Annotated in this window: 13 protein-coding genes; 4 read left to right on the top strand and 9 right to left on the bottom strand. The window is 70.2% G+C overall.

Features of this window, described 5'->3' with window-relative positions; genetic code table 11:
- Nucleotides 1–6: 6 nt before the first annotated feature.
- Entirely contained in the window at nt 7–924 is a 918-nt protein-coding gene (locus tag ACZ5NJ_RS23820; protein WP_468767265.1) for an N-acetylneuraminate synthase family protein, read from the top strand.
- Nucleotides 921–1,985, top strand: a complete 1,065-nt coding sequence (locus tag ACZ5NJ_RS23815) for a hypothetical protein (RefSeq protein WP_468767193.1) — start codon at nt 921–923, stop codon at nt 1,983–1,985. The genes ACZ5NJ_RS23820 and ACZ5NJ_RS23815 overlap by 4 nt, the downstream gene beginning before the upstream one ends.
- Here ACZ5NJ_RS23815 and ACZ5NJ_RS23810 read toward each other — a convergent pair.
- The gene (locus ACZ5NJ_RS23810) at nt 1,959–2,999 is read right to left on the bottom strand and encodes a PLL family lectin (RefSeq protein WP_468767192.1); all 1,041 of its coding nucleotides are present in this window, start codon (nt 2,997–2,999) and stop codon (nt 1,959–1,961) included. The genes ACZ5NJ_RS23815 and ACZ5NJ_RS23810 overlap by 27 nt on opposite strands.
- Nucleotides 3,000–3,233: 234 nt before the next feature.
- Here ACZ5NJ_RS23810 and ACZ5NJ_RS23805 point away from each other — a divergent pair, with 234 nt between their 5' ends.
- Nucleotides 3,234–4,379, top strand: coding sequence for an LCP family protein (locus tag ACZ5NJ_RS23805; RefSeq protein ID WP_468767190.1), 1,146 nt, complete (start codon nt 3,234–3,236; stop codon nt 4,377–4,379).
- Here the strand turns inward: ACZ5NJ_RS23805 and ACZ5NJ_RS23800 are convergent.
- The 6 genes from ACZ5NJ_RS23800 to ACZ5NJ_RS23775 form a co-directional block, all read right to left on the bottom strand.
- Entirely contained in the window at nt 4,376–5,872 is a 1,497-nt protein-coding gene (locus ACZ5NJ_RS23800; RefSeq protein WP_468767189.1) for an amino acid permease, read from the bottom strand. The genes ACZ5NJ_RS23805 and ACZ5NJ_RS23800 overlap by 4 nt on opposite strands.
- Before the next feature lie 116 nt (nt 5,873–5,988).
- Nucleotides 5,989–7,905 carry a 1-deoxy-D-xylulose-5-phosphate synthase gene (dxs, locus tag ACZ5NJ_RS23795; RefSeq protein WP_468767187.1) on the bottom strand — a complete coding sequence of 639 codons (1,917 nt, stop codon included), beginning with the start codon at nt 7,903–7,905 and terminating at the stop codon, nt 5,989–5,991.
- 253 nt (nt 7,906–8,158) lie between these two features.
- A complete protein-coding gene (locus tag ACZ5NJ_RS23790; RefSeq protein WP_468767264.1) occupies nt 8,159–9,418 on the bottom strand; it encodes a sugar ABC transporter permease in 1,260 nt (419 codons plus the stop codon).
- A 29-nt stretch (nt 9,419–9,447) separates the two neighbouring features.
- Nucleotides 9,448–10,236, bottom strand: coding sequence for an ATP-binding cassette domain-containing protein (locus ACZ5NJ_RS23785; RefSeq protein WP_468767186.1), 789 nt, complete (start codon nt 10,234–10,236; stop codon nt 9,448–9,450).
- A 183-nt stretch (nt 10,237–10,419) separates the two neighbouring features.
- Entirely contained in the window at nt 10,420–11,535 is a 1,116-nt protein-coding gene (locus ACZ5NJ_RS23780) for a substrate-binding domain-containing protein (RefSeq protein WP_468767184.1), read from the bottom strand.
- Nucleotides 11,536–11,652: 117 nt separating this feature from the next.
- Nucleotides 11,653–12,867, bottom strand: coding sequence for an ROK family transcriptional regulator (locus tag ACZ5NJ_RS23775; protein WP_468767183.1), 1,215 nt, complete (start codon nt 12,865–12,867; stop codon nt 11,653–11,655).
- Nucleotides 12,868–13,394: 527 nt separating this feature from the next.
- Between ACZ5NJ_RS23775 and mgtA the strand changes: the two genes are divergently transcribed.
- Entirely contained in the window at nt 13,395–16,115 is a 2,721-nt protein-coding gene (mgtA, locus tag ACZ5NJ_RS23770; protein WP_468767182.1) for a magnesium-translocating P-type ATPase, read from the top strand.
- A gap of 10 nt (nt 16,116–16,125) precedes the next feature.
- Here the strand turns inward: mgtA and ACZ5NJ_RS23765 are convergent, their stop codons facing one another.
- Both ACZ5NJ_RS23765 and ACZ5NJ_RS23760 read right to left on the bottom strand, forming a co-directional pair.
- Nucleotides 16,126–17,052 (bottom strand): carbohydrate ABC transporter permease, encoded by a 927-nt coding sequence (locus tag ACZ5NJ_RS23765; RefSeq protein ID WP_468767181.1) that lies wholly within the window; start codon nt 17,050–17,052, stop codon nt 16,126–16,128.
- A gap of 12 nt (nt 17,053–17,064) precedes the next feature.
- Nucleotides 17,065–18,009, bottom strand: coding sequence for a carbohydrate ABC transporter permease (locus ACZ5NJ_RS23760; protein WP_468767179.1), 945 nt, complete (start codon nt 18,007–18,009; stop codon nt 17,065–17,067).
- Between the last annotated feature and the right edge of the window lie 23 nt (nt 18,010–18,032).

Genomic DNA, 18,032 nt, shown 5'->3' with positions numbered 1-18,032 from the left:
ACAGTGGTGCACAGCAACCGGATCCGCCGCATCGGCGACAGGGAGGTCGGCACGGGCCGGCCCGCCTACGTGATCGGCGAGATCGGGATCAACCACAACGGTGAGCTGGCCAACGCCCTCGCGCTCGTCGACGCGGCCGCCGACGCGGGCTGTGACGCGGTGAAGTTCCAGAAGCGCACTCCCGAGATATGCACCCCGCGCGACCAGTGGGACATCGAACGGGACACCCCCTGGGGGCGGATGACGTACATCGACTACCGCCACCGCGTCGAGTTCGGCGAGGACGAGTACCGCGCCATCGACGAGCACTGCGCCGAGCGCGGCATCGACTGGTTCGCCTCCCCGTGGGACACCGAGGCCGTCACCTTCCTGGAGAAGTTCGGCGTGCCCGCCCACAAGGTGGCCTCCGCCTCCCTGACCGACGACGAGTTGCTCCTGGCCCTGCGCGCCACCGGCAAGACGGTCATCCTGTCCACCGGCATGTCCACCCCGCAGCAGATCCGGCACGCCGTGGAGGTGCTGGGCAGCGAGAACATCATCCTGCTGCACGCCACCTCCACCTACCCGGCCAAGGCCGAGGAGCTCAACCTGCGGGTGATCAACACCCTGGAGGCCGCCTACCCGAACGTGCCGGTCGGCTACTCGGGGCACGAGACGGGGCTGCAGACCACCGTGGCCGCCGTCGCCATGGGCGCCTGCGCCGTCGAGCGGCACATCACCCTCGACCGCGCCATGTGGGGTTCCGACCAGGCCGCGTCCGTCGAGCCCGGCGGTCTCGCCCGTCTCGTGCGCGACATCCGCACCATCGAGACCGCCCTCGGGGACGGCGTCAAGAAGGTCTACGAGTCCGAGCTGGGCCCGATGAAGAAGCTGCGCCGCGTCCAGGGCGCCCTCGCCGCCGAGGGCGTGACGGCCACGGCATGAGCGACACCCTCGCCCTGGTGGAGAGCCCGGCTCAACTACTGAATGTCCTGGAGTGGGCGCACGCCCACCCGGGCGAGGCAGCGTCCCTCACCATCGCCGTGCTCCAGCCGGTGGACCCGCGCTCGCGCGCGCAGGTCCGCCGGCTGTGCCGGTTCGCCTCCCAGGCCAAGGTGGTGTGGCGGCGCTACGAGGTCCGCGCGGGCTACCTGGGGCGGGCCGGCGAGCTGGTCCGGCTCGGCCGGGCGGTCGCCGCGGCCCGGCGGCTGGTCATCGGGGACCTGTTCTCCCGCACCATCCAGCTGCTGCTGCCGCGCTCCCGGGCCAGCGAGGTGGTCGTCGTCGACGACGGCACCGCCACCACCGAGCTGGTGGCGCTGCTGACGAGCGGGCAGCAGCTGACCCGCTGGCACCAGGGGGACGCCAAGTCCGCCAAGGGCGGCCCGGTCAACCGGTGGCTGGCCCGGGCGGAGCTGGAGCGGGCCGTCTTCTTCACCTGCATGCCGGTGGCCGCGCCGCCGGGCGCCGAGGTGCGGCCCAACGAGTACGCCTGGAGCCGCGCCACCTTCGGCCCGGCGCGTCCCCGGCCCGGGGCGGACCTGGCGGGCAGCTCCCTGGTGGAGACCGGGGTCATCGACGAGGACCGGTACATCGACGCCGTCGGCTGGATCGCCCGCACCCGGGCGGCCGGCCGCTACCTGGCGCACCGCCGGGAGAGCGCGGCCAAGCTGGAGCGGATCGCCGGACTGACGGGCATGGAGATCGTCCATCCCGAACTGCCGCTGGAGCTGACCGCGCTGACCGAGCCCATCGGGCTGTCCCTGCTGACCTTCGCGTCCACCGTCGCCTACACCCTGCCGATCGTGCTGCGCGGTGCGCCGGTACGGGTGGAGCTGTGCGAGATCGACGACGCCTGGATCACCCCGGATACGGCGGCCCGCTCGGTGGACTTCCTGCGGCGCATCTCCAGCCTGGCCATCGCCCGCCACGGCCTGTCCAGCATCCCGCCGCAGGGCGGCCGGCGGACCGGTGTGCGCTCAGAAGCGCTGCCAGCGGCCCAGTGACAGGCCCGAGCTGTCCTTCTGCCGGTTGACCAGCAGCTCCCCGCGGGCGCTGATCGAGGCGATGACGACCAGGCCGTAGGCGTCGACGGCGAGGGCCGGCGAGTCCAGGCACTCCTCGCCGATCTCGGTCCACCACAGCCCGGCCGCCTCGTGCTCCGTCGGGTACGCGGCCAGGGCGGTCCGGCCGCCCAGGGTGCGGTGGGCCAGCACCGTGCAGTCGTACCCGTCGACGAGGGCGCGGACGGCGGCCACCGCCCCGTACGCCGGACCCCCGCCCAGGGCCATCACCCCGGCGCCCTCGCGGTAGGCGAACACGCCGCTGCCGTCGGCCGCGTGCCAGAAGTGGGTGACACGGCCGGGGGCCGTCTCCAGGGTGCGGACGGAACCGTCCTGGGCGAGGTACGGGACGTCCTCGCCCTTCTCCAGGGGCCCGCCGGGCCCGCTCTGGGCCCACAGGGACAGCCCCTTGTCGCCGGGGGCGGCGAGGCGGACGCGGCCGTCGCCGCCGCAGGAGGCGCAGATCCCCTCGAAGGCCTTGCTGCCCCGCAGGTCCTCCCAGGCGGCCCAGTTGCCCTTCTTGTCCTGGCGCCTGACGTGGACGCCGCGGCCGGCGTTGCGCACGAAGACGTGGGGTGCGCCCTGGGCGTCCACCGCGACGGCCGGCGGGCCGCCGCGGTGGGACATGTCCGGGTTGCGGTAGAGCGTGCCCAGGGATTCCCAGGGGCCCATGGGGCGGCCGCTCTGGTACTGCACGGCATGGTGGTAGGTGACGGTGTCGGTGCCGTCGGTGCGGATGCGCCGCCGGCCCGCGAAGTGGGCGTACCCGTCCGCTCCCTGACCTACCGTCAGGTCGGTGAGCCCGTCGGCGGGAAACAGGTCGGGGCCGCTCCATCCGGGACCGCCGGGGGCGTGTTCGGTCCAGCGCAGGATGCCGCCCTCGGTGCGCACGTACGCGGTGAGCCGGCCGTCCTTGCCGGCGAGGACCCAGCGTCCGGTCAGGGGGCCCAGGGCCACCGCTTTCCCGTCACGGGCGGCGGTCCGGCCGGGACCGGGCGGGCGTCGGGAGGATTTGTCCGGACCGCGTCTGGATCGCGTCGCCATGGACCGCAAGCAACCCTTCCCCTTCACCATTCGAACAGAATCAGGATACCCCGGGGGTCGTCTGACGGGGTCCTGCGTCTATGTTGGAGCCCGCGTGCGCCCCGCCGCGCTCTCCCGCCACCCGTTCGGAAGGACCGGTCCCCGGGCATGACTCCAGACGCCACCGCCACTGCCACGACCACCCCGGAGGCCGCGCCGGCGCCGACCCGTTCGCGCGCGAGCCGGATCCGCCGGGGGCTGGCCTGGACGGCGGCCGTCCTGGTCCTCGGCTCGGCCGGGGCCGGCTGGTGGGTCTACAGCCACCTGGAGGGGAACATCGACAGCGTCGACCTCGACCGGGCCATCGGTACGGACAACCGCCCGCCGAAGGTGGTGGAGAAGGCCCAGAACGTCCTGGTGCTCGGCTCCGACTCGCGCGCCGGGGCCAACGCCGAGCTCGACCACGGCAACGTCAGCGGGGCCCGCTCCGATACCGCGATGCTGGTCCACATACCCGAGGGCCGCTCCCGCGCCACCGCGGTGAGCATCCCGCGCGACACCCTGATCGCCCGGCCCGAGTGCAAGGACCAGGACGGCAAGACCGTCCCCGGGGCGAACCGGGTCATGTTCAACTCCGTCTACTCGGTGGCCGGTCCGGCCTGCGTGGTCAAGACGGTGGAACAGCTGTCGGGGATCCGCGTGGACCACTTCGTGGAGGTGGACTTCGCGGGTTTCAAGGGCCTGGTGGACGCCCTCGGCGGGGTCACCGTCACCCTCGACCAGCCCATGACGGGTGCGAAGGGCGGCCTGAAGCTGGACGCGGGCACGCACCGGCTGAACGGCACGGACTCGCTGAAGTTCGTCCGCACCCGCTACGGCTACGGCGACGGCAGCGACCTCGGACGCATAGGCCTCCAGCAGCAGTTCATGCTCGCCCTGCTCGCCGAGATCAAGAAGCAGGACGCCCTCGGCAACCCGGCCCGGCTCTACAAGCTCGCCGACGCCGGCACCAAGTCCCTGACCACCGACTCCGAACTGGCCTCGCTGACCGCGCTGGCCGACTTCGCGCAGAGCATGAAGGGCGTGGACCCGTCCACGATGGAGACCATCATGCTGCCGGTGGCGTACGACAAGGTCGACCCGAACCGGGTGGTCATCGCACAGGAGCAGGCCTCCCTGCTGTGGGAGGCCCTGCGCACCGACCAGAAGGTGCCCGCGGCGGCGAAGGACTCGCCCGCCAAGGGCGGCACGGGCGCCAGGTCCAAGTCCCCGGCGCCCTCGCCGTCCCCGTCGGCCCCGTCCCCGTCGGCCTAGTACTCCGCGTCCCGTCCCCTCCTGGCCAGCCTGCTGTGGCTGCGGCCGTACAGGAAGTAGACGACGAACCCGACCACCATCCAGATCCCGAACCGGGCCCAGGTCTCGGCCGGCAGGTTCAGCATCAGCCAGAGCGAGGCCGCGATGGACAGGATCGGGATCACCGGCACCCACGGGGTGCGGAAGGACCGGTGCAGGTCGGGGCGGGTCCTGCGGAGGATGATGACGCCGAGGGCCACGATCACGAAGGCGAACAGGGTGCCGATGTTCACCAGTTCCGCGAGTTTCTCCAGGCTGGTGAACCCCGCGATGACCGCGATGATCCCGCCGAGGAGCATCGTGGCCCGGTAGGGGGTGCGGAACTTCGGGTGGGTGACGGAGAAGACGCGGGGCAGCAGTCCGTCACGGCTCATCGCGAAGAACACCCGGGTCTGGCCCAGCAGGAGGATCATGCTCACCGTGATCAGGCCGACGGCCGCCCCGAGGCTGATGGCACCGGAGAAGAATGGCTGGTTCACGGACTTGAAGGCCTCGGCGAGCGGGGCGGTCGGCGACATCTGCGCGTAGTACTGCATGCCGGTGACCACGATGGTCACGGCGACGTAGAGGAGCGTGCAGATGAGCAGCGAGCCGAGGATGCCGCGGGGCATGTCCCGCTGGGGGTTCTTGGTCTCCTCGGCCGCGGTGGCCACGACGTCGAACCCGATGAAGGCGAAGAAGACCAGCGAGGCGGCGGTGAAGATGCCCATGACGCCGAAGTTGGTGGGCTGGAAGCCGAACATCAGCTGGACCAGCGGCGCCGTCCAGCCGCTGCCTCCGGTCTGCGGCTGTGCGGGAGGGATGAACGGCGAGTAGTTGTCGGCCTTGATGAAGAACGCGCCCGCGATGATGACCAGCAGGACCACGGTCACCTTGATGGCGACGACGACCGCGGTGATCCGGGCCGACAGCTTCGTCCCCACGACGAGGATCACCGTCAGCACCAGGACCAGCAGGAAGGCCAGCAGGTCGAAGTGGCCCCCCGCGTCGGGCCCGGACAGCGCGACGGGCATGTCCCAGCCGAGGTTCGTGTGCATGAGGTGGCGTACGTACCCGGACCAACCGACGGCCACCACGGCGGTGCCGAGGGCGAATTCGAGGACCAGGTCCCAGCCGATGATCCAGGCGGGCAGCTCCCCGATGGAGGCGTACGCGAAGGTGTAGGCCGAGCCCGCCACCGGCACGGTGGAGGCGAACTCGGCGTAGCAGAGGGCCGCGAGGGCACAGACGACGCCCGATACCACGAAGGAGAGGGCGGTGGCGGGTCCGGCGTTGTTGCGGGCGGCGATGCCCGTCAGGACGAAGATGCCGGTACCGATGATGACGCCGACACCGAAAACGGTCAGGTCCCAGGCGGAGAGCGATTTGCGGAGCGCGTGCTCCGGCTCCTCCGTGTCCCGGATGGACTGTTCCACCGTCTTGGTACGGAACGGGCTGTTGAGGTCCGAGCTCACCGACGCACCTCCCAAGAAGTACGCGAACGGGCCGGGAGGCCCACCCCTCAAGGGTGATCTCCCGGCCCGTATGGTGCAACCGCGCGATCCGGCCGCCCGTGCGGCCGGCCGTACGGCTAGTCGACGGTGGCGGCCCGCTCGCTCTCGAAACGGCCGTCCAGCTTGGCGACCAGACCGGTGACCTGGCGCGCGATGTCGGGGGCGGTCAGGCCGATCTCGGCCATGATCTCCTTGCGCAGCGCATGGTCCAGGAAGCGCTGCGGGATGCCGAAGTCGCGCAGCGGCACGTCCACGCCCGCGTCCCGCAGGGCCTGCGAGACGGCGGCGCCGACACCGCCCGTGCGGCCGTTGTCCTCGACGGTGACGACGACCCGGTGGCGGTCGGCGAGCGGGGCCATGGCCTCGTCCACCGGCTTGACCCAGCGGGGGTCGACGACGGTCGAGGAGATGCCCTGCTTGTCGAGCAGGTCGGCGATCTCCAGGCACATCGGGGCGAGTGCGCCGACCGAGACGATGAGTACGTCCGGACGGGTGACCTCGGGGGCGGGCAGGCGCAGCACGTCCATGCCGCCGACCTTCCCGACCGCCGGGACGGCCGGGCCGACGACGCCCTTGGAGTAGCGCACGACGGTCGGGGCGTCCTTGACCTCGACGGCCTCGCGGAGCTGGGCGCGCAGCTGTTCGGCGTCGCGCGGGGCGGCCAGCCGCAGGCCGGGGACGACCTGGAGGATGGACATGTCCCACATGCCGTTGTGGGAGGCGCCGTCGTCGCCGGTGACGCCGGCGCGGTCCAGGACGAAGGTGACCCCGCACTTGTGCAGGGCGACGTCCATGAGGACCTGGTCGAAGGCGCGGTTGAGGAAGGTCGCGTAGACGGCGAAGACCGGGTGGACGCCGCCGGTGGCGAGGCCGGCGGCCGAGGTGGCCGCGTGCTGCTCGGCGATGCCGACGTCGTAGATGCGGTCCGGGAAGGTGTCCGCGAACTTCTTCAGGCCGACCGGGTGGAGCATGGCGGCGGTGATGCCGACGATGTCCTCGCGCTCGTGGCCGAGCTTGACCATCTCGTCGGCGAAGACGGAGGTCCAGCTGGCGGCGGAGGTCTTGATCGGCAGGCCGGTGTCGGGGTGGATCGGGCCGATGCCGTGGAAGCGGTCGGCCTCGTCCTGCTCGGCGTGCGTGTAGCCGCGGCCCTTCTGGGTGAGGCAGTGCACGATGACCGGGCCGCTGAAGCGCTTGGCGCGCTGGAGGGCGGACTCCAGGGCCTCGATGTCGTGGCCGTCGATGGGGCCGATGTACTTCAGGCCGAGGTCCTCGAACATGCCCTGCGGGGCGATGAAGTCCTTGAGGCCCTTCTTGGCGCCGTGCAGGGTCTCGAAGAGCGGCTTCCCGACGACGGGGGTGCGCTCCAGGATCTCCTTGCCGCGGGCCAGGAAGCGCTCGTAGCCGTCCGTGGTGCGCAGGGTGGCGAGGTGGTTCGCGAGGCCGCCGATGGTGGGGCCGTACGAGCGCTCGTTGTCGTTGACCACGATGACCAGCGGGCGGTCCTTGGCGGCGGCGATGTTGTTCAGCGCCTCCCAGGCCATGCCGCCGGTGAGGGCGCCGTCGCCGATGACGGCGGCGACGTGGTGGTCCTCGCGGCCGAGGACCTCGTTGGCCTTGGCGAGGCCGTCGGCCCAGCCGAGCACGGTCGAGGCGTGCGAGTTCTCGATGACGTCGTGGTCGGACTCGGCGCGCGAGGGGTAGCCGGACAGGCCGCCCTTGGAGCGCAGTCCGGCGAAGTCCTGACGGCCGGTGAGCAGCTTGTGGACGTAGGACTGGTGCCCGGTGTCGAAGAGGACCTTGTCCTTCGGCGATTCGAAGACCCGGTGCAGGGCGATCGTCAGTTCGACCACGCCGAGGTTGGGGCCGAGGTGCCCGCCGGTCTTGGAGACGGCATCGACCAGGAAGGACCTGATCTCGGCGGCGAGCTGGATCAGCTCCTCCTGGCTGAGCCGGTCCAGATCGCGCGGTCCCGTGATGCGGGTCAGCAGCACCCGTGCCTCCTTGCAGTTGCTGGCTGGTCTGTCGAGTCTAATGTTCCGCTCGCGGGCGGAATCATCGGGCGGTACCGGGAGGGGTACGCCCTTTGTCATACCTGTACACCTCGCGGCGCAATCACACCTCCCAAACGGACGTATGACCGCACAACCGTACGTACATATGTACGCACAGGTGCCCGGTGCCACACGCAGTGGCACCGGGCACTGTGACGGGTCTTACCGTCCGGGTGACGCCCCGGACGCGCGGTCAGGCGCGTCCGGCGGTCTTCTGGGTCTTGCGGGTGACCGAGTCGATGACCACGGTGGCGAGCAGGACCGCGCCGGTGATCATGTACTGGATCGGGGTCGCGATCCCCTCCAGGGCCAGACCGTACTGGATGGAGGTGATGACCATGACGCCGAGGAGGGCGTTCCAGGTCCGGCCGCGGCCGCCGAAGAGGCTGGTGCCGCCGATGACGGCCGCCGCGATCACGTTCATCAGCAGGTCGCCGGCGCCCGCGCTCTGGTTGGCCGCCGCGATCTTGGAGGCCCAGAAGAGCCCGCCGATGGCGGCGAAGGTGCCGGCGATGGCGAAGACGGCGATGCGGATGCCGTTGACGTTGATGCCGGCGCGGCGGGAGGCCTCGACGCTGCCGCCGAGGGCGAAGACGTTGCGGCCGAAGGTGGTGCGGCGCAGCACGAAGTCCGTGCCGACCAGGGCCAGGACGAAGAGGACGACCGCGAGCGGCAGGCCCTTGTACTGGTTGAACACGACGGCGGGGCCGAAGGTGAACACGGCCAGCAGGCCCGTGCGCAGCAGGACCTCGCTCAGCGGCCGCGAGGGGACCCCGGCGGCCTCCCGGCGGCGGTTGTCCGTGTAGGAGGCGAGGAAGTAGGCCGCCACGGCGACCGCCGCGAGGCCGTAGCCGGCGGCCACGTCGGAGAAGTAGTACGTGGTGAGCTTGCCGACCACGCCGTCGGGGTCGAGGTTGACGGTGCCGTTGCTGCCGAGGATCTGGAGCATGGCGCCGGACCAGAACAGCAGGCCGGAGAGGGTGACCGCGAAGGCGGGGGCGCCGATCTTGGCGAAGAAGAAGCCGTGGAGGGCGCCGATCAGGGCGCCGCCGGCGACGGCGGCGAGGATCGCGAGCCATTCGTTGACGCCGTGGGTGACGGCGAGGACGGCGACGATCGCGCCCGAGACGCCGCTGACCGAGCCGACCGAGAGGTCGATCTCGCCGAGCAGCAGCACGAAGATGATGCCGACGGCCATCATGCCGGTGGCGACCATCGTGATCGCGATGTTGGAGAGGTTCTCCGGGGAGAGGAAGTTCGCGTTCAGGCCCTGGAAGATGCCCCAGATGATGATCAGGCCGAGGACGACCGGGATCGAGCCCAGGTCGCCGGCCTTCATCTTGCGTCCGAACTCGCTCAGGTAGCCGGACAGGCCCCGCTCGCGCACGAGCAGGCGGGGGTCCACCACGGGTATCGCGTCCGCCGGGGCGGCCGGGTTGGCCAGCTTGGCCACGTCCTCCGCCGCGGTGTGGTGTTCGGTGCTCACTTGCGGGCCTCCCCGGTGCGGGCCGCCCGGCGGGTCACGGCGTTGTCCGTGGCCCCGGTGATGGCGGAGATGATCTCTTCCTGCGAGGTGTCGGCGACGTTGAAGACGCCGTTGTTGCGGCCCAGCCGCAGCACCGCCACCTTGTCGGCCACGGCCTTCACGTCGGCCATGTTGTGGCTGATGAGGATGACGGCGTGGCCGCGCTCGCGCAGCCGCTCGACCAGGTCGAGGACCTGGGCGGTCTGCTCGACGCCGAGGGCGGCGGTGGGCTCGTCGAGGATGACGAGGCGGGGCTCGCCGAGCATCGAGCGGGCGATCGCCACGGTCTGGCGCTGGCCGCCCGAGAGGGAGGCGATGGGGATCCGGACGCTGGGGATCCGGATGGACAGGGTGGTCAGGAGCTCGCGGGCGCGGCGCTCCATCTCCACCTCGTCGAGGACGCCGTAGCGCTTGAGCTCGCGGCCCAGGAAGAGGTTGCCGACGACGTCGATGTTGTCGCACAGCGCGAGGTCCTGGTAGACGGTCGCGATGCCGAGGTTCTGGGCGTCGTGGGGCTTGCCGATGGAGACCGGACGGCCTTCCCACTCGATGACTCCGTCATCGATGGGGTGCACGCCGGCGATGGTCTTGACCAGCGTGGACTTGCCGGCGCCGTTGTCGCCGACGAGGGCGACCACCTCACCGGAGTGGATTTCGAGTTCTACGTCGGTCAGGGCCTGGACGGCGCCGAACCGCTTCGAGACCCTTCGCAACGCCAGCACGGGCGCAGCGGACACATGAACCATCTCCTTCGCCGCCTGACCGGCGGGGATGTCGTGCAAAAGAGCAGGAGCGGGGCGGATGGGGATAAGTCGAGCGAAAGATGAAACGTTTCTGCCCGGCGCCCCGCGAAAGGCGGGGGCATGGGGGGCGGGGCGCCGGGCAGGGCGGGGGGCCACTCCTCCCTCGGCGGGAGGCGGCACAGGGCCTTACTTGAGGCCGAGGGCGGCGCAGGCGGCCGCGTACTTGTCGGTGCAGATCTCGTCGACCGTGTACACGCCGTCCTTGACGACGGTGTCCTTGATGTTGCTCTTGGTCAGCGACACGACCGGGATCAGCACGGCGGGGACGCCCTTGGTGGTCGGGCTGTCGACCTTGTTGTTGATGATGTCGTCGGCCTTCTTGCCCTGGGCGAGGGCGACGGCCATCTCGGCGGCGGCGGAGGCCTCCGGGGCGTACGGCTTGTAGACGCTCATGAACTGCTCGCCCGCGACGATGCGCTGGACACCGGCGAGTTCCGCGTCCTGGCCGGTGACCGGGGGCAGGGGGTTCAGGCCGGCCGCCTTGAGGGCGGTGATGATGCCGCCGGCCATGCCGTCGTTGGCGGAGTAGACGCCGACGACCTTGTCCTTGCCGAGCGCGGAGAGGGCGCCCGCCATGTTGGTGTTGGCGTTCTCCGGCTTCCACTCCTTGGTGTCGTACTCCTTGCCGATGGTCACCTTGCCGTCGAGGACGGAGTGCGCGCCCTTCTTGAACAGCGCGGCGTTCGGGTCGGTGACGGAGCCGTTCATCATGACGATCTGGCCGTCCTTGGCCTTGTCGCCGAGGGCCTCCAGCAGGGCCTTGCCCTGCACCTTGCCGACCTCTTCGTTGTCGAAGGAGGTGTAGCCGTCGATCGGGCCCTCCGCCAGGCGGTCGTAGGCGACGACCGGGATGCCGGCGTCCTTGGCCTTCTTGACCGAGCCCGCGATGGCCTTGGCGTCCACGGCGTCGACGATCAGGACGTTCACCTTGTTGGTGATCATCGTGTCGACCTGGGAGTTCTGCGTGGTCGCGTCCTGCTTGGCGTTCGCGTAGACCACCTGGGCCTTGCCGTTGGTCAGATCGGAGATCTTCTTCTCGATCAGCGGCTTGTCGAACTTCTCGTAGCGCGCGGTCTGGTTCTCGGGAAGGAGCAGACCGACCTTGATCGCGTCACCGGCGGCGGCGGAACCCGAGGGCTTCTTCTCGCCCCCCGCCTCCTTGGCGCTGCCACAGGCGGCCAGCGAAACGGCCATGGCGCCGGCGGCTACGGCAACGGCGGCTCTCCGCATACGCGTGTTCATGAAGTGAACCTCCCTGACGAGGCCGCAACGCTGCGGCCGAGGTGGATGTGAGTCAACCCCGGCCGCGTTTTGTCGTCAAGGAGTGAATACTTAACGAGATGACAACGGAGTCATCCGTTATCTAAATGAAGACAGAGCGGCGGGGGCGCGCACTCCCATTCCATTTTCTGCCAAAAGCGTCGAATCGCCCATCTCGCTGAGTACGAGGGCGAGTGCGCCGAGTACCTCCGCGCGGCCGCCCAGCGTCCCCGTCAGGACCGAGAGCTGGCGGGCCGCGCTGGGGATCGCGTACCGCCCCACGGATTCCCGGATCGGTGCCAGGACCAGCTCACCGGCCTCCGCCAGCGAGCCGCCGAGCACGATCCGGGAGGGGTTCAGGAGGTTGCAGAGGCTGGCCACGCCGCTGCCGACGTGCCGGCCCACATCGGTGATGACCCGGCGGCAGCCCGGGTCCCCCTCGCGGGCCAGCTCGACCACCTTCTCCATGGTCAGCTCCGGCCCGTGGCTGCCCTGGAGCAGGGGCAGCACGTAGCGGGCGGCGGCGAAGGTCTCCAGGCAGCCGCGGTTGCCGCAGCGGCAGACCGGGCCCGACTCGTCCAGGGTGATGTGCCCGATCTCCCCGGCGGTGCCGCCGGGACCCCGGTAGATCCGGCCGTTGATCACCAGGCCGGCCCCCACGCCGCTGGCGACCTTGATGTACGCCAGGTCCCGGACCCCGCGCCCGCTCCCCCACACCAGCTCGCCCAGCGCGCCGAGGTTGGCGTCGTTGTCCACGTAGACGGGCACGCCCAGGCGCTGCGAGAGCTCCCGGCGGGGGTTGATGCCGGCCCAGCCCGGGAGGATCGCGGTGGAGCCGAGCGTTCCGGACTCCACGTCGATGGGGCCGGGGACGCCTAGCCCGACGCCGATGACCTTGTCGCGGGCCACCGCGACCTGCTCCACCAGCCGTCCGACCAGCGCTTCCGCCCGGTCGAAGCCGTCCACCCAGGAGGCGTCCACGTCCAGCGGCTCGGACTCCTCGGCCAGCACCTGGTGCGCGAGGTTGCCGACCGCCACCCGCAGGTGGGTGTGGCCGAAGTCCACGCCGATCACGATGCCCGCGTCCCCGCTGAGGGAGACGCTGCGCGCCCGCCGGCCGCCGGCCGAGGTGTCGGTGACCTCGACGGTCCCGCCCTCTCTGAGCTCACGGACGATGTTGGAGACCGTGGCCGCCGACAGTCCGGTGGTACGGGCGATCTCCGCCTGGGTCAGCGAACCCGCGAGGCGCACCGCCCGCACGACCCGTTCGAGGTTCGCTCGATGCAGCGAGGACTGCGATCCGGGAGTCTGCACGACTCATCCACTCCTGCCCATAAGCGACGGCCATCCGTCGCCCCCCGGCCGGTCGTCGCGGCTGCGTGCTCCGAGACCCCGGCGTCTCTCCAACTTGTGAACCTTAAGTCGAGCGTTTGGCCCCTCTGGCGTCAAGGGCCGGACGCATGCCGAAACGGACACGGCTGACCAAAAGGCTGAAACACCGCCCTTCGAGATCGTGTTACGGTCGCTGAGGCGCCGGTCCTCTGCGGCCTCCAGGCCGGACCTGGCGCCGCGTACTGACGGCGCGACGCGAGGAGGTGTTCGGGATGAGTCCCGATCGAAGTCTTCGCCGCGCTCTCGTCGGCTGACCGTTCCGTTATGGAACGGCCCCTTTTTCCTTTCTTCTCCTCTTTCCGTACGCCCTGACTCTCCTGTCAGGCATACGTCATCCCTGTCCACGGCGCACCCCGTGGCGGCCCCCGCCACCCCGCGCCGCACCCTGACCACTCCACGTGACCGCGCGGCTGCGCGCTGCCCGGACGCGGTGGAGGGAGGCATTCGTCATGACCATGCTCACCCCTCGTACCCCTGCGAAGCTCGCACCGCCGGGCCGGACCCGCCGTGAGCGCGGGGCCGCCGAGCTGGAGTCCGCCACCCGTCTCGCCGCTGAGCGCCTCGCGGCCCTCAGCGCCGCCCCCGCCGTCCGGGTCCTCCAGGACGTGGACACATCCCGGGGCGGATTGACCCACGGCGAGGCCGTGCGCCGCCTGGGGCTCCACGGCCCCAACGTCGTCGCCGAGGAGCGCGCCCCGCACTGGACGGCGCAGCTGGCGAAGGCGTTCCGGAACCCCTTCATCGGCGTCCTGGTCTTCCTGGCCGCCGTCATGTTCTGGCAGGACCCGCAGGACCCCGGTGTCCTCATCCTCTCCGTGATGGTCGCGGTCAGCGGGCTGCTGCGGTTCTGGCAGGAGTACCGCTCCGGCCGCGCCGCCGACGCCCTGAAGAAGCTCGTCACCACCACCTGCGCGGTGCGGCGCAGGGCCGGCAGCGGCTCGGTCCCGACCACCCTGGAGATCCCGATGGACCAGGTGGTCCCGGGCGACCTGGTCCGGCTGGCGGCCGGCGACCTGATCCCGGCCGACCTGCGGCTGCTCACCGCCAAGGACCTGATGGTCGGCCAGGCGGCCCTGTCCGGCGAGTCTTTGCCGGTGGCCAAGGCCGACACCCGAACAGAGGACCTCGGCCAGCACGAGACGACCGACCCGGTGGAGGCGGACAACCTCTGCCTGATGGGGACGTCGGTCACCTCCGGCACCGCCACCGGGGTGGTCGTGGCGACGGGCTCCGACACCTGGTTCGGCTCCATGGCCGGCACCCTCGTCGGCGAGCGCCCGCAGACCACCTTCGACACCGGCGTGCGCAAGGTCAGCTTCCTGCTGATCCGCTTCATGCTGGTGATGGTCCCGGTGGTCTTCATGGTCAACGGCCTGACCAAGGGCGACTGGAACGAAGCCTTCCTGTTCGGTGTCGCCGTCGCGGTGGGCCTGACCCCCGAGATGCTGCCGATGGTCGTCTCCGCCAACCTGGCGCGCGGCGCGGTGGCCATGGCGAAGCGCAAGGTCGTCGTCAAGCGGCTGAACGCCATCCAGAACCTCGGCGCCATGGACGTGCTCTGCACGGACAAGACCGGCACCCTCACCGAGGACCGGATCGTCCTGGACCGCTACCTCGACGTGCACGGCGACGAGGACGGCGAGGTCCTGGAGTACGGCTACCTGAACGCGCACTTCCAGACGGGCCTGCGCAACCTGCTGGACCAGGCGGTCATCGACCGGGTGAACGAGGCCGAGGAGGTTGTCGTCGACGCACGGTTCACGCGGGTCGACGAGATCCCCTTCGACTTCGCCCGCCGGCGGATGTCCGTGGTCCTGAACCGCAACGCGATGGCCGTCGGCCCCGGCCGGGCCGAGCACGTGATGATCACCAAGGGTGCGGTGGAGGAGGTCCTGGACCTCTGCACGCACCTGAGGGACCGGGGGGAGACCGTCGGGCTCACCGCGGAGCTGCGCCGCCGCGTCGCCGCCATCGCCGAGGACGACAACCGCAGGGGCCTGCGGGTCCTGGCCGTGGCCACCCGCCGGATCGCCGCCCCGCGCGACACCTACACCGTCGCGGACGAGGACGGGCTGACCCTGGTCGGCTTCCTGGCCTTCCTCGACCCGCGGAAGGCCTCCGCCGCCCGGGCCCTGCGGGGCCTGGCCGACAAGGGCGTCGCGGTGAAGGTGGTCACCGGGGACAACGAGCTGGTCGCGGCCCGGGTCTGCGCCGACGTCGGCATCGAGGTGGGCCGCGTGGTCACGGGCTCCGAGGTGGACGCCCTCGACGACGCCGGACTGCGCGCGCTGGCCGCCCGTACGACGGTCTTCGCCAAGGCCAACCCGGTGCAGAAGGCCCGCATCGTGCGGGCCCTGCAGGCGGACGGCCGTACGGTGGGCTTCCTCGGGGACGGCATCAACGACGCGGCGGCGCTGCGGGACGCCGATGTCGGCATCTCCGTCGACACGGCGGTCGACATCGCCAAGGAGTCGGCGGACATCATCCTGCTGGAGAAGGACCTGACTGTCCTGGAGCAGGGCGTGGTCCAGGGCCGCACCACCTTCGGCAACACGATCAAGTACATCAAGATGACGGCCTCGTCGAACTTCGGCAACGTCTTCTCGGTCCTGGTGGCGAGCGCCTTCCTCCCCTTCCAGCCGATGCTCGCGATCATGCTGCTGGTGCAGAACCTGGTCTACGACATCTCCCAGCTGGCCACGCCCTGGGACCGGATGGACGAGGAGTACCTGCGCAGGCCCCGGAACTGGGACGCCAAGGGAATCTTCCGCTTCATGGTGACGATCGGCCCCATCAGCTCGGTCTTCGACATCACCATGTTCGTGATCATGTGGAACGTGTTCGCCGCGAACACCGTGGGCGAGGCCTCGCTCTTCCAGACCGGCTGGTTCGTCGAGGGCCTGCTCTCGCAGACCCTCGTCGTCCACATGATCCGGACCCGCAAGATCCCCTTCCTCCGGTCCCGCGCCTCGTGGCCGGTGATGGTGACGACCGTCCTCGCGGTGCTGACCGGGCTCTGGCTGCCCTTCTCCCCGCTGGCCCCCGCCCTCGGCTTCACCGCCCTGCCGGCCGGCTACTTCCCCTGGCTGATCGCCGTACTCCTCGCGTACTGCACGCTCACCCAGCTGGTGAAGACCCGCTACATCCGCCGCTTCGGCGCCTGGCTGTAGGAGCGGGGCCCTACTTGAGGGTGGCCGAGGTCAGGCCCGCCTGGATCTGGCGTTGGAAGGAGAGGTAGACCACCAGCATCGGGATCATCGCGATGGTCACGCCGGCGAAGAGCACCGGCAGGTCCGTCTCGTAGCCCATCTGGTACTGGAGCTGGATCAGGCCCTGGGTGAGCATGTAGCGCTCGGGGTCGGATCCGCTCTGGGGCTGCATCAGGACGGAGGGCAGGATGTACTGGTTCCACTGGCCCAGGACATTGAATATCCCCACGCTGATCAGGCCGGGCCTGGCCATCGGCAGCATCACCCGGAAGAAGATCCGGGTGTCGGAGGCCCCGTCGATCACCGCCGCCTCGTGCACCGCCGTCGGCAGGGTGCGGAAGAAGGAGTGCATGAAGAAGACGGTGAACGGCATCGAGTAGGCGACGTAGACCAGGATCAGGCCCTGGTAGGTGTTCAGCATGTCCAGGCGCTTGACCATGAAGAACAGGGGTACGAGCGCCAGGAACACGGGGAACATGGCCCCGCTGACGAAGAAGTAGTAGATGATCCGGTTCCCCGGGAAGGGGTAGCGGGCCAGGACGTACGCGGCCATCGAGCCGAGCAGCATGGTCAGCGGGACGGAGAAGGCCAGGACGATCAGGGTGTGGCCGAAGTAGCCGCCGATGCCCTTGTCCCAGGCCCGGCCGAAGGCGTCGAAGTGCCAGTGGGTCGGCCAGCTCAGGGCGGAGGCGCCGATCTGGGAGTCGGTCTTGAAGGAACCGAGCGCCAGCCACACCAGGGGCAGGACGATCAGTATCGCCCAGACGGCGAGGAAGCCGTGGGAGAAGACGTTCAGCACCATGCCGTCGGAGCGGGCCTTGCCGCCGCCCGCGGGGCGGCCGCTGCCCCGGGAGCGCTCGGCGGCCGACTCACCGGGTGCCTTGATCACTGTGGTCATCGGGTCTCCCGCTCAGAACTCGATGCGCTCGCGGCGGGTGGCGCGCAGCGTGACGACGGAGAGGATCATGGTCAGGACCAGCATGACGACGCCCATGGCGCACGCGTAGCCGCTCTTGCCGAAGTAGAGGAAGTTGCGCATCAGCACGGTCGCCATGACCTCGCTGTGGTGGTCCGGGCCGCCGCCGAACTGGCCGGAGGTCATGGTGGACACCAGGACGAACATGTCCATGGCGGCGATGCCCAGGTAGACCGCCGAGGTCTGCACGGAGTCCCACAGCAGGGGCAGCGTGACCCTCAGGAAGGTCTGGGCGCGGCCCGCGCCGTCGAGCAGCGCGGCCTCGTAGATGTCCTTGGGCACGGACTGCATGGCGGCCGAGAAGAGGACCAGGTAGAAGCCGACCCCGTGCCAGACCACGACGAGCAGCAGGCACCACAGGACCAGGTTCGGCCGGTTGAGCCATTCGACGGGGTGGGCCGGGTCGACGAGGCCCAGCTTGGCGAGGAACGCGTTCAGCAGGCCGCCCGTGTCGCTGCGGTACACCGCTCCGAAGAGGACGGCGAGGATGGCGAGGGACAGGACCTGCGGGAAGAAGTAGACGATCTTGTAGAAGGCCGATCCGCGGACGCCCCGCACCCCGCCGGCCCCGCTGCGCCCTCCCGCGTTCACCATGAAGGCGAAGAAGAGGGCGAGCAGGATGGTGAGGGCGGGGACGAACACCAGGAGCAGCAGGTTGTGCCACAGGGCGCCGCGGAAGACCTCGTCCTCCATCAGGGCCGAGTAGTTCTCCAGGCCGACGAAGTCGAACGTCGGGGACTGGCCGGACCAGTTGGTGAAGGAATAGCCGAACGTCTGAACGTACGGCCAGATGACGAAGGTCAGGTACAGCGCGAGCGGCAGGACGAGGAAGCCGGCGATGAAGCCGGTCCGTCCCTTGCTCCGGGCTACGTGGCTCATGGTGTCCGTCCCTGGTGACGCCG

This window comes from Streptomyces sp. NPDC032091 (genome assembly GCF_055580265.1).
This window is presented reverse-complemented; position numbering and strand designations above follow the sequence as displayed.